Genomic DNA, 14896 nt, shown 5'->3' with positions numbered 1-14896 from the left:
GGACGTTCCTCGTCACGTATTCCAGTAGTCGGCGATCGGCGCGAGCCGATGAGGCGGCACCGCCGGCAGGCCGTCGAGGCAGCGCCGCACCGCCGCGTAGTCGCGCCGCAGGTAGGCGATCTCGGCGAGATAGGGCAGCACCCGCATGCGCGGAAAGCCGCAATCGATCGCTTTTTTCAGCATCGCGTCGGCGTCGTCGAGGCGGCCGGTCTCGAACGCAAGGCGGCCGCGCAGCCGCCACAGTGCGCCGTCGAGCGGCCGGTGGCGCAGCGCGCGCACCGCGTGCGCGTCGCCCTGCTCGATTGCGTTGCGATAGAGGTCGCCTTCGACGAGGCGCGCATAGACCAGCTCGCAATACAGTTCGGCGAGCGTCTTTTCGACGCGGCAGCGTTCGTCGTCGGACAGGCGCTGCGCGAGCCGTGCACGTTCGACGTCGATCTGCTGCGTGACGCGCTTCTCGCTCTTGTCGAGCATGCCGTATGCAAGCAGGCGCACGTCGTCGGCCGGATCGTTCAGCAGCCCGTGCAGGATCGGGCTGGCGGCGCGCACCGGCATCGTCTGCATCGCGACGAGCGCGGTCACGCGGCGTCCGACCGCCGCCTGCCGGTTCAGCAGGCCTTCCTTCACCTGGTGTTCTCGCGCATACGAGAGCGTCGCGAGCAGGTGCGGCGCGAACTGCGGCTCGCGCACGAACGCGATCAGCGCACCTTCGTCGAGATGCGGAAACGCGAACGCGTGCAGGCGCACGGCGAGGCGCACGATCGCGTCGGCCACGAAGCGGCCGGCCTCGCACGTCGCGAGCAGCGCCCGCCCGCCCGGCCACGTCGGTCTTGGTCGCAGCGGCGCGGCGCGGGTGGTGTGGGCGCGGGCATTGCGCGACGCACGCGAGGCAGGGTCACGCGAGGTCATCACGGTCGGCCAGGATTTGGCGCAGCGTGCCGTCGGGCGGCGCGCCGGCGAGCGGTGCCCAGCGCGCGACGATGCGCGCGTCCGCAAAGCCGAGGCCGAAGCGGTTGCGCACGTCGGTTTCGATCCGCTGCAGCTGCGCGTCGACGGCGGCCTCGTCGCACAGCGGCATCAGGAACACCAGCGCGCACGTGCCGCCGGCACGCACGACCCACTGCACGTGAAAGTCGAGATTGGTCCGCTCGACGTGATCGAAGATCGCCCGCGCCTGGCGGCTCGCGCCGAACTGCAGCCGCACCACGGACGACGCGATGCCGCTCGTGCGCTGCAGGTCGGCGAGCCGTGCATATTCGAGCGCGAAGTCGTAGGGGCAATCCGGGAACGCCTGCAGCACGTCGCGCGTGACGGCTGCGTGATGCACGCCGTTCGCGTAGTAGCTGCCCATCACGAACATCAGCTGCAGGTTCTCTGCGGTCAGCGCGAGGAACGGCAGCTGCGACACGACGAGCACGCCGATGACTTCGTCGCCGGCGCCGATCAGCGGCGCGCACGCGACATAGCGGGTGTGTGCGCGGTCGCGCGCGTCGAGCGACTGCAGGTGCGCGAGCGCGAGCTCGTCGAGCGCGGCGACGACGAGCGGATCGCCGGCGTCGAAATCGAACGGCGCACCGGTCGCGGCGACGGGCGCGGCGGCCGGTACGCCGTCGTGCAGCGCGTGGATCTGCGCGGCCTCGATCTGGCACGCCTGCGCAACGGTGTCGAGAAAGCGCTGCGCGCCGGGCAGCGCCGCGTGCGCGCCGGCGGCGTCGTGCAGCATCATCTCGCGCAGCCGCGCGAGCGCGTCGCGCAGCGTCGACGGCCGAACGAGCAAGTCCTGTTCGAGCTGGTCGTGCGACAGCCGCAGCAGGTACTGGTTGTTCGTCAGCACGGACAGGCGTTCGCTCAGGTAGTCGTTCGACACGCGTGCCTGCGACAGCCGCGCGGCCCACGTGTCGCTGAACTGGCCGGCGATCAGCATCGTGATGAAGCCGCCGACGAAGAAGTCGCGCGGAAACACGTCGGCGAGCGGCAGGCGCGCATAGAACACGCCCCACGCGACGCCCAGCAGCACGCCGCCGCCGAGGCCGGCGACGGTGCCGTAGCGCAGCGCGACGAACAGCGGCAGCAGCCACATCCATGGGAACGCCTTGCCGATCAGCAGCGGATCGGCGGGGGACAGCACGCGGCACAGCGCGAAGACGGCGACGAACAGCACGAGCGTTTCGAGCGCGACATACGCCGCTGCGTGATCACGCGGCAGCAGCGACGCGAAACGCGCGGCCGACGCACGCCGCAGCAAGCGCGCGCGCAGGCCGGGGCGAGGCCTGCGCGTCGGCGCGTCGGCCTGCGCGTTCATGCCCGCGCCGAGTCGTGTCGATTTGGAGTCGATCGCCATCGCTTACCTCGCGCATCCGGATCGTTGTCGTGTGTCGCGGCCGTGTGGGCCGTGTGCCTGCCGTCATCCCGGGCCTCACGATGCCGGGTCAGGAATCGGCAACGCGCCGCCCATGGGCAGCGCGATGCCGGGATTCGGCTGGCCGCCGCAGGTCTCGACGCCGGCGTCGTAGCCGACGCCGGTCCCCGATAGGGTGACGGCCCGCGCCGTCGATGCTGTCCCTCGCGGAGACGCAAATAACGTACCAGTGATCGGGCTACCTTGCGCATGGGTGGACGGCCCACGCGCCGCGGCGTCGAACACGCTGAATCGGCCGAATTTCGTTTCATGGCTGATACATCGGAACCGATATCGGTGCACCGCGGGCCGGCGCGACTTGCCGCGCACATGTGGGGCGGCATCTGCCGGGTGCGCGTGCAACGGGATCGCGCATTGCCGTCGACGCCGGCCGTCGGCGCACGGCGCAGGCCAGTTTGCGGTGGCGCGTAACAGATGTGCAACAGCGTACTGAAAGGGTTCGCGTCGCCCGCGTGCACTACGGGAAAGTCCGCCCCGACGTTTCGTGTTCCTGCCGGGTTCGCGCCTTGATCTTCGAAATGTCTTGGTCTATTTCTTCATCGAAGGCATCGCGCTTTCATGCGTGATCGATTCGATAGCGCGACGCGTTCGTGTGCAGACGAGACACGGAAACAGGGAGGGCGCGCCGCGACGCAAGAATGACAGCACAGGGGTTCGCAGTGCAAAGCCAACGGCCGTTGGGCCCGGGGGGCATGGTCATGTTGGGGAGGATTCGACGTCGCCTGGTCGGCGCGAGGGCGCTCATTGCGTGTCTCGCGCCGCTGTCGGCGTCGGCGCAGGCCGCTTCTCTCGACACGGCTTCGCTTCCAGCCGATTCCACCACCACGTTCGCGGCGCCGCTTGCCACGGCCGACGCGGGCGAAGCGCGCGCGGGCGCGGCCGTCGCGCCGCTGCCCACCTTCGCGTTCTTCTACGGCGCGCATGTGCCGGTCGTCGCGCTGTCGTCATTCGACAGCGTCGTCGTCGAGCCCGACAGCGACTTCGATCCGGGTGCGGCCGACACGTCGCGCACGACGTGGCTCGCCTACGTGAGCGTCGGCGAAGTGACGGCCGCGCGCAGGTATTTCAAGGACATCCCGAAGGCATGGCTGCGTGGCGAGAATCGCGCGTGGGGCTCGGCGGTGGTCGACCAGTCGATGCCGAAATGGCCGGCATTCTATGTCGAGCACGTGATCGCGCCGCTGTGGGCGCGCGGCTTTCGCGGCTTCTTCCTCGATACGCTGGACTCCTATCAGATCATCGCGAAGACCGATGCCGAGCGCGCGCGTCAGCAAGCGGGCGTGGTCGCGGTGATAGACGCGATCAAGGCGCGCTTTCCGTCCGCGCGGCTGATCCTGAACCGCGGCTTCGAGCTGCTGCCGCGCGTGCATGCGAGCGTGTATGCGGTCGCGTTCGAGTCGCTCTATCGCGGCTGGAGCCAGGCGCAGCAGCGCTATACCGAAGTGACGCCGGCCGATCGCGCGTGGCTGATGCTGCAGGTGGGCGCCGCGAAGGCGTACGGCCTGCCGGTGGTGTCGATCGACTATTGCCCGCCGGCTGACGACGCGTGCGCGCGCGACACCGCGGCGCGGATCCGCGCGGCCGGCGTGATTCCGTACGTGACCGGGCCGGCGCTCGACGTCGTCGGCGTCGGCGCGTTCGCGCAGGGGCTGCGCGCGTCGGCGCTCGCGGCGCGCGAGGCCGTGCGCGCGCAACGCCGCGACGCTGCGCCGGCGGCCGGTCCCGCGCCATTCGTCGACATGGGGGCCGACCGTGCAATCTGACCGCAAACGACTCGTTTCGCCGCTCGGCATCGCGGGCTTCGGCGCGGCCGTCGCGCTGTCGCTCATCGCGGTGTTTCCGCGCGGCACGCTCGAACGCGCGCTGCTCGACAGCCGCGAGACCGACATGCTCACCGTCGCGTATCTGCGCGCGTGGCTGCGCGCCGACCCGAACAACGCGCATGCCGTCGAGCAACTCGCGCACGAATACATCGCCGAAGGCCGCTACGACGATGCGGAGCGGCTCGTCGCGCAACTGCGCGCGTCGCCGGATGCCGACGTCAGGCTGCGCGCGCTGCTGTCCGGCATCGGCCTCGCCGAGCAGCGGCTCTATGCACTGCCGGAAGGCGCGCCCGAGCGCATCGGCCGCATTGCGCGGCTCGATGCGCTGCTCAACGATGCGCTCAACGCGCCGTTGTCGCCGGCGCAGCTGCAGATGCTCGCGGTCAAGGCGACCGCGCTGAACGACGGCGGGCTCGCCGCGCGCTGCTACCATCGCCTCGCGATGCGCGAGCCGGCGCGCGCGATCTTCTGGCTCAACAAGGAATCGGCCGCGCAGCTCGCGGGCGGGCACTACCGCGAGGCCGCCGACGCGGCGTTCGCGGCGAGCGAGCGCGCGACGTCGAAAGCCGAGCGGCGCGCGCTGTTCTTCGCGGGGCTGCGCGCGCTGCAGGGCGGCAACCTGCTCGGCGACGCGATGCTCGCCGCGCGCGAGCACGTCGGCGAGCTCGCGACCGATGCGCGCACGCTGCGCTTCCTGATCACGCTGGCGATGGCGGCGGGCCGCCCCGACCTGGCCTCCGACTACACGAGCCAGCTCATGAACCTGCACGGCGCGGGCAAGCGCGCGGACGCGACGCCGTCGGCGGCGCGCAGTGACGCGGCCGACGCGCCGCGCCTCACGCTCGCGGTATGGCGCTGGAGCGACGAGCCGCATGTCGTGCGTGTTGCGCAGGCGGCGAAGGCGCCGGACGAATCGGCCGACGAGGCCGCGCCGTCCGACGAGGAACTCGCGTTCAAGGTCTACCTGCAGAACAGCAAGCTGCGCGAAGCGGAGGAGGTCGCGCGCCACGCGCTCGCGCGCGACCCGAATTCCGTCGTGTGGCACGAGCGGCTCGCGCAGGTCGCGACCTGGAACAACCGGCCGCGCGTCGCGCTCGATGCATACATGTGGCTCGCGAAGACGCGCAACGACGAAGCGTCGTGGCAGCAGGTGCTGCGGCTCGCGCCCGCGCTGCGCGACGATCGCGCGCTGCTGGCCGCGATGCAGCACGAGCTCGAGCGCGGCGGCGCGAAGGTCGATCGCCGCAAGCAGCTCGAATGGATCGATGCGTACGTCGCGATCCAGGAGGGGCGCGCCGACCCGGGCGCGGCGATCCGCTTCCTCGCGATGCAGGCGCACGGCGCGCTGCGCCAGCCGGTGCTGGAACGCACCGCGGCGCTCGCGGAGCGCACCGGCGACGACGCGCTGGCGTTGCGCACCTGGCAGACGCTCGAGCATGACTACGGCCCGAACCCGGCGTATGCGACGAAGATCGCGGTGGCGCTGTACGGCCAGCATCGCTATGCGGAGGCGCTCGCGGCGCTGGAGAAGGCGAAGCCTGCGGCGGACACGGCGCCGAACGCCGACGCGTACTGGCGGCTGTATGCGACGCTCGGCAAGCTGGCCGGCAAGCCGGACGTGGTCGTCGAGGGCTCGCGGCACCTGCTGAAGGGCGGCCGCGAAACGCCGGGCGACCTCGAGCAGATGATCGACGCGCTCGACGATCAACCGCTCGACGCGGGCCGCGTCGCCGAATTTGCGTACCGCCGCACCGGCGAGCTGCGCGACCTGCGGCGCGCGGTGTACTACTACACGCGCGCCCGCGCGTACGAGCGCATCGCGACGCTGCTGAATTCGCTGACGCCCGCGCAGGCGGCCGCCGCGGAACGCGATCCGGAATACCTGATGGCGCGCTCGCAATACTGGCGGCTCGTCGGCGAGCCTGCGCGGGCGATCGACGACGTGCGCGCGGTGCTGCGCATCCAGCCCGACAACGCGAACGCGCAGGTCGCGCTGATCTGGCTGCTGAACGACGCGGGCAGCGCGAGCGAACTGCGCGCCGCGCTGCGCGCGTACCGGTCGCGCGCGAGCGCCGACACGCCGCTCGCGGCCGCGTATGCGGCGGCCTACCTGCAGCTCGGCGATGCGCGCGCCGCGTTGCATTTCCTGCGGCTGAACCTGCCGTCGCATCGCGACGACATGCTGTGGCGGCTGACGGTCGCCGATGCGCTGGAGCTCGACGGGCAGACCGACGAGGCGTGGCAGATCCGGCGCACCGCATGGAAGAAGCTGCATCGCGAGCGGATCGACCAGCGCCGGCCGCCGCGGATGACGCCGGACGAATACGACATGGCGCGCGTGCGCTTCATCGCGCTCACCGACCGCTTCGCGGGCGGCGACGCGTCGAAGCGGCTGCTGATCGAGCTGCTGCGCCGCGACGAGCAGGCGGGTGCGGCGGCGGCGTCGAAGGCGGCGGCGGATCTCGGCGACCTGTCGATGCTGCCGCCGGCGACCGCGCAGTCGCTGACCCGCCGCGACGAGCGCTATTCGGCGATCGCGAACGAAGCGCTGCTCGCGTGGAGCCAGTCGCACGACGCGTACGATTTCGAGCGCGACTGGCTCGCGTGGCGCTACACGCAGCACCTGTCGCAGCCGTCGTACGCGAAGGCCGCGCTCGCGCTCGCGGACGACGATGCCGCGACGCTGTCGCAGATGCTCGACGATCCGGCCGATCCGATGCCGGTCGCGACGAAGATCGCCATTGAGCAGCGCGTGGGCCGCGTCGAAGCGGCGCAGCAGGATGCGGCGCAGGCGCAGAACCTGCTGCCGGACAACGACGCGATGCATGCGACCTACGTCGATGCGGTGATGCCGACCGCGCAGGCGATCGCGCCGGGCTTCCGGTATCTGCATACGGGGCCGCTGCTGTTCTACGAGACCAGCATCGGCGCGGGCGTGCGCATCACGCCGACGCTCGCGTTCGCGTTCCGCTACGTCGACCGCGCGCAGCACGGCGACGCGTCGCTGCCCGGCGTGCCAGGCAAGGACCGCAACTTCGAGGGCGTGCTGCGCCGCTACGGCACGATCGATCGCGAAGCGCTCGTGCTCGGCCGCCGCAATGCGCTGCGCGACTTCACGACGGTGCGCATCGAAGGCGCGCTGTTCGAGGGCCGGCCGCTGAGCTTCAGCTATTCGCTCGGGCGCAACCAGGAAGCGACGGAATCGGCGCAGCTGCAGGTCGGCGGCGTGAAGGACGACGTGGTCGGCGCGGTCGCGTTCCAGCCCGACCCGCACGTGTTCACGCGGGCACGTGTCGAATACGCGCGCTTCTTCGGGCAGGACCGCTCGTACCTCGGCCACGGCACGCTGATCACCGCGGACGGCGGCTACAAGCTGCGCGTCGCGTATCCGGACTTCACGGTGCGCGTCGCCGTCACGCGCGGCGACTACACCGCGAACGGCACGCCGGGCGCGCTGCTGCGGCAGATGGCGCCGAACGGCGTGCCGCTGACGTCGCCGCTGTTCGTGCCGCGAAACTTCACGCAGGTCGCGCTGCTCGGCGGCTTCGGCAACGGGCTGCTCGACGGCTATTCGCGCCGCTGGCGGCCGTTCCTCGAGGTCGGTCCGCTGTACGACTCGAATGCGAAGTGGGGCGAGCGCGTGACGGCGGGCGCCGTCGGCAGCGTGCTCGGCCACGACCAGCTCGGCCTCTACGTCACCCATGCCAGCGCGTCGGCGAACCAGTCGACGCCCTTCACCGAAGTCGGCATCCGCTATCGCTGGATGTATTGACCCGTCAAGCAAGGAGAGCGAAATGAACGAGAGCGCATCGCCGCATGCGGCGGACAAGCCGGCGCGGCACGCAAGGACCGCCCGCCGCTGGTGGCTGGCGCTGGCCGCGGCGGGCGCGCTGCTCGCCGGCTGCGCGCAGGTCGACAGCGGCCCCGTGTCGCCGTTCGAGGCGAACGGCGGCCACAGCGACCTGCGCATGGCGAACACCGGCTGGGCCGTGCTGCCGATCGAGAACAACACCGAGACCGCGAACGCCGGGCAGCGCGCGGCGTCGATCGTCGCGGGCTTCCTGCGCGCGCAGGGCTACACCGACGTGCGCGAGTATCGCGCGCCCGGCGACGACGGGATGTTCGTCGACTGGACCGGCACGGACGTCGGCAAGGCGAAGAAGTGGGCGACCGACAACCACCTGCGCTACGGGCTGACGGGCGCGGTGAACGAGTGGCGTTACAAGGTCGGGGTCGACGGCGAGCCGGCGATCGGCATCGCGCTGCAGATCATCGACCTGCAGACCGGCGCGGTGGTGTGGAGCGGCACCGCGAGCCGCACGGGCTGGAGCCGCGATGCGGCGACGAGCGTCGCGCAGGGGCTGGTGCGGCAGTTGCTGACGCCCGTCGTCGGGTCCGGCGAGCGGCGCGCGCGGTCGTAGCGTGCAAGCGGCGCCCGGACGGGCGCCGCATGGAGGTGCGAAGCCGGAGGCGGGCGGGGCGCCCGGCCTGCGGCGCGTCACGCGCGTGGCGCGCGCGACGCATCATGGCGGATCAGAGGCCCCAGTAGCAGACCGTGCCCTGGCCGGCGCTCGCGTCCGACACGTACGGCGAGAAGCCGTGCGAACGGGCCGACGTGTACGCGCTCGACGCGTCGGCGGTGTTCGTGCACGAGCCGACGTAGTCGACGGTCGCGATCCAGAACGGATGGCCGCCCGGCGCGAGGTTCATGCTCTTCCAGTTCAGCAGTTGCTGCTCCGCGCCCTGGTCGTAGCTCGGCTTGTACACCTCTTCGTGCGCGACGCCGTCGAGCAGGCTCGCGTACTTCACGCCGCCGGTGGTGCCCAGGCGCGTCACGTCGCCGGTTGCGTTCTGCATCACGATCAGCAGCTTCGGATACTTCTGGCGCAGCTTGCGCACGAGGTCGAGGCCGCCCTGGCTGCACGACGCGTCGCACGGGCCGTTGCTGGTCGACGTGCCGTGCTCGACGATTTCCATGTTGTCGAGATAGAAGCCGTCCGCGCCCTGCGCGACGAGGCGCGGCGCGACGTAGTTGAGGATCAGGTTCTGGTAGTCGGCGTTGCCGACGTTCATCCACGTCTCGTCCGAATAGCCCTGGTACGCGCCGCGTTGTGCGGCCGTGTTCGCGCCGCACGACACGAAGCCGCTCGGTGCGCTGTTCCAGTAGTCGCGCCAGTGCTCGCACGAGCCGAGGTTCAGGTAGCTCAGCACCTTGTTCTGGCCGTTGTTCTTCAGCGTCGCGACCTGCGCGGCGGTGAAGTTGCCGACGCCCGGATCGAGGTCGATGTCCATCACGCGGTACGTGGTGGCCGCGCGGTTCAGGTCGAGGCCGGACGCGTCGCCGTAGTACGTCATCCACGGGCCGGAAACCGGGAATCCGGGGCCGCTCGTCGCGGTCGTGGTCGTCGTGGAGCCGGAGGTCGTGCCGGACGAGGTCGACGTCGACGTGGACGTCGTGGAGGTCGAGCCCGTCGACGACGTGGAGCTCGAACCGCCCCAGCCGCCGTTCCACTTCAGGGCGCTGGCGGATTGGGTGCCGCCGTCGTCGCCGCCGCAGGCGGCCAGCATGACGGGGAGGAGCAGGGAGAGAGCCAACGGGGCAATCTTTCGCATCGGTTGATTCCTGTTCAATGTGGTGCGGAGGCCGGTTGCGCGCAACCGGAGGACGCCCCCCGACACAACGCCGCGACGAAACGGCGCGCGCGACGACGCGGCGCCCGTGAGGGTGCGGAGCTGCAATCAGGGGATCAGCAAGCGACGTTCGACGGGCCTGCCGTGACACCGACAGAGCCGAACGCGTGGCGGCTTTGGACGCCGCCAACTCTCCGCCGTCGCACGCAATCGCCGCGCGCCGGGCTGTTGGAGAGAGCAAGATTGTTATTGATAAGGCAAATTGATAATTAAATCGGATGATTTAAATCAATTGAGGACCGACTTTAACCGAACAGGATTTTTACCAAGGTAACGAAATGTATGTCGCGTAACAGCATGTAAGAACGGAGGATTGGGCGCGGAAAAGCGCGATGCCGCACGATGCCGGTGCGTCGCGCCGCATGCTGCGGATTTCGTATGAACGAGCAGGAATTACCACTCGTTACGGTTTCTGTTACAAGTCGGCCTGCGCGTCGCGCGCCGGGAGATACGACCCCCAGCGATTCGCGCGCGCGAACGTGCCGACTCCGGCTCCCGTGACAATGAGATCCGCCATGCACTACCTGTACGACGACGTCGCCCGTCTGCTCTTGCACGTTCCATCGCTCCGGTTGAATCGGCCCGCTTCGGCTCAATCGTTGCTGACGGACGTCGTCGAGGCCGGCGCCGAACTCGCGCACATGCTGCGCGACTATCCGCGCGTGCGGTACGCGCCCCTCGATTTCCACTACGTGTGCCGGCAAAGTCTGTCCGCGTTGAACGATGCGCTTCTCGCTGACCTGACCCGGCACTTCGGCTGGCGGGGCAGGCATTGGGCCGCGCTGCTGGCGGCACTGTCGGGCGATGCGCGTTATCTGCCGCACCTCGAAGCGGCGCGGCACGACGCGGCGGTCAGCTGGGTGACCGCGCTCGCCGAGGCTGCGTTGAACCCTGCGGCGGCTTTGGCGGCCTCTCCTTGCTGCCAGCTGATCGTACGCCTGCGGGAACAGCTTGCCCCATTGCCGCGCGTTGCCGTGCGGTTGCGCGCCAATCCATCCCCGGAAGAATGGGCGGCCACCGCGGCGGCCGTTCGCGCCGCCTATCGCAACGGCGATGTCGACGCGGCCCGCGCGATTGCCCGCCGCCTCGACGTGTGGTGATCGTCCGGCCGGTCGGCGAGATCGCCGCGCGCGGCGGCGATACGGACCGCGCGAATGTCACGCGCGCGTTCGAGCGCTGGACGGGCGTCGCGCCGAGCGAGCGGCGCTGAGCGATGACGGGTGGCGCGCCGCGTCACACGATCGCGATCCAGTTCGCGCCGCGTCCGCCGGGCACGCGCGCGCGCAGCGACAGCACGCCGCTCTCGGGCTCGATCGCATACACCGACACATGCTCCGAGCGCTCGCCGCACGCGACGAGGAACCGCCCCGACGGATCGATCGCGAAGCCGCGCGGCTGCGCTTCGGTGTCGGTCGCGTGCACGGCTTCGAACGCGCCGTCCGCATGGCGGCGATAGCAGATGAGCCGGCTCGTCGTGCGCTCCGACACGTACGCGAAGCGCTCGTCCGGGCTCAGGTGCAGGTCGGCCGCCCAGACGGCCGGCTCGGCCGGCGCCGGCGGCCGCGGGTGGCCCGGCGCGAGTGGCGCGAGCATCGCCGGGCGCGGCGTGACGTGCGCGTCGCCGAGCCGGCCGCTGTCGGGGTCGCGCGCGAACACGGCGAGCCGGGCCTCGAACTCGCCGACCGCGACGAGCGTGCGGCCGTCGCGCGACAGCCGCAGGTGGCGCGGCCCGAAGCCGCGTTCGATGCGCGCCTCGCCGCGCTCGATCGCGCGCAGGCCGCGCATGTCGTGGGCCAGCTCGAAGCAGAAGATCCGGTCCGAGCCGAGCGAGCTGACGTACGCGAAACGGTCGTCCGCGGACACGATCGCCGCATGCGCGTTCGGGATGCCGCCGATCACCTGCAGCGGCACGCCGTCGCCGTCGCGCACGCGCGCGGCGTCGTAGACGCTCAGCGCGTGTCCGCCGTACGACGCGCCGAAGAGCCACTGGCCGCTGCCGTCGAGCGTCAGGTACGCGAGGCTCGCGTCGATCGCGGCCGACGCGACGCGCGTGAGCGCGCCGCCGCCCGGATCGACGTCGAACGCGACGATCGACGGCCGCTCGCCGCGCGTCGCCGCGTACAGCCGCGAACCGTCGGCGCTGCACGCGAGCGGCATCACGGCGTCGCCGGCCGGATGCCGGCCGAGCGGCGCGAGCGTGCCGCCGGCGTCCAGGGAGTAGGTGGCGAGATCGCCGTCGACGGCGTTCGAGACGATGACGGTCAGGCGGTCAGTGTTCGGCATGGCGGAGCATCGTGGAGGACGTGAGCGGTTCGTCGGCCGGCAGGCCGCGCGACGGGTCGCCGCGCCGGTGCGTGCGGGCGAACAGCGCGGCGAGCGCGGCGACGAGCGACGCGATCGCGAGCGCATACAGGCCGCCCGTGATCGAACCCGTATGTTGCTTCAGATAGCCGAACGCCGTCGGCGCGACGAAGCCGCCGAGGTTGCCGATCGAGTTGATCAGCGCGATCACGGCCGCGGCGACGCGCGTGTCGAGGTAGCCCTGCGGGATCGGCCAGAACAGCGACGACGCGGCCTTGAAGCCGAGCGCGGCGAAGCAGATCGACGCGAACGACCACACCGGATCGTGCGACGTCGACGCGAACAGCCCGCACGCGGCCAGCACGAGCGCGCACGCGAGCCAGCGCTGCGGATGCTTCCATTTCGCGGACAGCACCGCGAAGCCGTACATCGCGCCGATCGCGATCATCCACGGAATCGTGTTGTACAGCCCGACCTGGAAGTCGGTGAGGCCGCCCATCCTGCGGATGATCGTCGGCAGCCAGAAGGTCGCCGCGTAGATCGTGAGCTGGATCGAGAAGTAGAGGAAGCAGAACAGCGCGATCTGCGGGTCCTTCAGCAGCGCGAGCGCCGGCACGTGCACGCGCGAACGCACGTCGCGCGTCGCGCGCTCGTCGTCGAGCGCGCGTTCGAGCGCGCTGCGCTCGTCCGGCGTGAGCCACGTCGCGTCGCGGACGTGCGACTTCAGCAGCAGCCAGCTCGCGCCGCACAGCACGACCGAGAACAGCCCTTCGATCAGGAACATCCACTGCCAGCCCTGCAAGCCGAGGCCGCGAACCGACAGCAGCGCGCCCGTGACCGGGCCGGACAGCACCGACGCGAACGCCGAGCCGCCCAGGAAGATCGCCATCGCCTTGCCGCGTTCCTGCGGCGGCAGCCATTGCGTCAGGTACAGCACGACGCCGGGGAAGAAGCCGGCCTCGGCCGCGCCGAGCAGGAAGCGCAGCACGTAGAACGACGTGTCGTTCCACACGAACGCCATCGACGCCGCGACGATGCCCCACGTCGCCATGATGCGCGCGAGCCATATGCGCGCGCCGTAGCGCTGCATCAGCAGGTTCGACGGGACCTCGAACAGCGCGTAGCCGACGAAGAACAGCCCGGCGCCGAGCCCGTAGGCGGCCGCGCCGATGCCGATCGACGCCTCGAGATGGCGGTCGACGAAGCCGACGTTGACGCGGTCGATGTAGTTCGCGATGAACATGATCAGCACGAGCGGCAGCACGTACCATTTCACTTTGGAGACGGCGGACGCGAGCGGGTCGCGTCCGGATCGGGCGGGCGAGGGCGTGTTCAAGGGTGTCTCCGGTCGGGGCGGCAGGCGTTTCGGACGCTCGCGCGGCGAGGTCATGTAGTACGTCGTCATATGACATGTTACGCGCGGGCACGCTCGCCGGGGGCGCGGGTTTACCCGGGAAGTTGTTGATTTATGGATTCGAGCCGGCTTGGAAGCGTGGACTTGATATCTGATGACGTATGACATGGTTGGCCTGTCGGCGCCCGATTGCCGCTGCACCTGCGGCGCGGTATTGACGGCCGCGCTCGCCGTCGCGTCAGAATATCGGGTGATCGACGCGACCGGCAGCGGCTCCAGCGCCATGCCGCGTTGCAGAACAGGGAAACGGACGATGCAGGCACTCGACGGCGGACGCCACTTCTTCGCCTTCAACGGCGACGCGGACGGCCTGTGCGCGCTTCAGCAACTGCGGCTCGCCGAGGGCGAGCGGGGCGCGCTCGTCACCGGCGTGAAGCGCGACGTGCGCCTGCTGGCGCGGGTCGATGCGCGCGCGGGCGACCGGGTCACCGTGCTGGACGTATCGCACGACCAGAATCGCGACGCCGTCGCCCGGCTGCTGAGCGACGGTGTCGCGATCCGCTATTTCGATCATCACTTCGCGGGCGCGCTGCCGGACGATCCGCGTTTCGACGCGCACATCGACACGGCGGCGGACGTGTGCACGAGCGTGCTCGTGAACCGCTACCTCGGCGGCCGCCACGTGCGCTGGGCGATCGTCGCGGCGTTCGGCGACGAGCTGCCGGCGCTCGGCGACGTGCTCGCGCACGCGCACGGCATCGACGCGGCGCATGCGCGCACGTTCGCGGAGCTCGGGCGCTACCTGAACTACAACGCATACGGCGACTGCGTCGGCGACCTGCATTTCGATCCCGCGGCGCTGGCCGACGCGATGCTGCCGTGCGCCGATCCGCTCGACTTCGTGCGCGGCACGCCGGTGTTCACCGCGCTGCGCGACGGCTGCCGCGACGACCTGGCGCGCGCCCGCGCGCTGGCGCCGCTGCGCGAGATGCCGGGCGCGACGCTGATCCGGATGCCCGATCAGGCGTGGGCGCGGCGCGCGACGGGCATGCTCGCGAACGAACGCATGCGCAATGCGCCCGGCGCCGCGCTCGCGGTGCTGTCGCCGCGCGCGGACGGCGGGCTCTGCGTCAGCGTGCGCGTGCCCGACGGCCGACCGCTCGGCGCCGACGACTTCTGCCGCGCCTTCCCGACCGGCGGCGGGCGCAGGCGCGCCGCCGGCATCAACCATCTGCCGGAAGCGGAATTCGACGCGTTCGTCGCGCGCTTCGAGGCGGCGTTCCGGCTGGACTGACGTCGCGTCGCGTT

10 protein-coding genes are annotated in these 14896 nt (G+C 70.7%); 5 read left to right on the top strand and 5 right to left on the bottom strand.

The features are described 5' to 3' along the window. Positions 1-12: 12 nt before the first annotated feature. Together KY49_RS10400 and KY49_RS10395 are read right to left on the bottom strand one after the other, a co-directional pair. Positions 13-909 carry a hypothetical protein gene (locus KY49_RS10400; protein WP_052495634.1) on the bottom strand — a complete coding sequence of 299 codons (897 nt, stop codon included), beginning with the start codon at positions 907-909 and terminating at the stop codon, positions 13-15. After that, the gene (locus KY49_RS10395) at positions 896-2341 is read right to left on the bottom strand and encodes a PelD GGDEF domain-containing protein (RefSeq protein WP_082062318.1); all 1446 of its coding nucleotides are present in this window, start codon (positions 2339-2341) and stop codon (positions 896-898) included. The genes KY49_RS10400 and KY49_RS10395 overlap by 14 nt, the downstream gene beginning before the upstream one ends. Before the next feature lie 776 nt (positions 2342-3117). On the opposite strand from KY49_RS10395, the gene KY49_RS10390 reads away from it, so the two are divergent. The 3 genes from KY49_RS10390 to KY49_RS10380 are packed head-to-tail and all read left to right on the top strand — an operon-like array spanning position 3118 to position 8663. Then, on the top strand, positions 3118-4182 hold the full coding sequence (locus KY49_RS10390; RefSeq protein ID WP_415860910.1) for an endo alpha-1,4 polygalactosaminidase: 1065 nt from the start codon (positions 3118-3120) through the stop codon (positions 4180-4182). Then, entirely contained in the window at positions 4172-8014 is a 3843-nt protein-coding gene (locus KY49_RS10385; RefSeq protein WP_042584433.1) for a tetratricopeptide repeat protein, read from the top strand. The genes KY49_RS10390 and KY49_RS10385 overlap by 11 nt, the downstream gene beginning before the upstream one ends. Before the next feature lie 22 nt (positions 8015-8036). Continuing rightward, the gene (locus tag KY49_RS10380) at positions 8037-8663 is read left to right on the top strand and encodes a hypothetical protein (RefSeq protein ID WP_042584432.1); all 627 of its coding nucleotides are present in this window, start codon (positions 8037-8039) and stop codon (positions 8661-8663) included. Between the two features lie 112 nt (positions 8664-8775). Here the strand turns inward: KY49_RS10380 and KY49_RS10375 are convergent, their stop codons facing one another. Beyond that, positions 8776-9855, bottom strand: a complete 1080-nt coding sequence (locus tag KY49_RS10375) for an endo alpha-1,4 polygalactosaminidase (RefSeq protein ID WP_231636367.1) — start codon at positions 9853-9855, stop codon at positions 8776-8778. Between the two features lie 593 nt (positions 9856-10448). Here KY49_RS10375 and KY49_RS10365 point away from each other — a divergent pair. After that, on the top strand, positions 10449-11033 hold the full coding sequence (locus tag KY49_RS10365; protein ID WP_042584664.1) for a hypothetical protein: 585 nt from the start codon (positions 10449-10451) through the stop codon (positions 11031-11033). Between the two features lie 133 nt (positions 11034-11166). On the opposite strand, the gene KY49_RS10360 is transcribed toward KY49_RS10365, so the two are convergent. After that, on the bottom strand, positions 11167-12216 hold the full coding sequence (locus tag KY49_RS10360) for a lactonase family protein (protein ID WP_042584429.1): 1050 nt from the start codon (positions 12214-12216) through the stop codon (positions 11167-11169). Beyond that, positions 12203-13570, bottom strand: a complete 1368-nt coding sequence (locus tag KY49_RS10355; protein WP_042584428.1) for an MFS transporter — start codon at positions 13568-13570, stop codon at positions 12203-12205. The genes KY49_RS10360 and KY49_RS10355 overlap by 14 nt, the downstream gene beginning before the upstream one ends. A gap of 331 nt (positions 13571-13901) precedes the next feature. Between KY49_RS10355 and KY49_RS10350 the strand changes: the two genes are divergently transcribed. Next, complete coding sequence (locus KY49_RS10350) at positions 13902-14882, top strand: acetyltransferase (protein WP_042584663.1); 981 nt, start codon at positions 13902-13904, stop codon at positions 14880-14882. Positions 14883-14896: the final 14 nt, after the last annotated feature.

Origin of the sequence: Burkholderia sp. MSHR3999, from assembly GCF_000833595.1 — a bacterium.
In the GTDB taxonomy this organism is placed as follows: Bacteria; Pseudomonadota; Gammaproteobacteria; order Burkholderiales; family Burkholderiaceae; genus Burkholderia; species Burkholderia ubonensis.
This window is presented reverse-complemented; position numbering and strand designations above follow the sequence as displayed.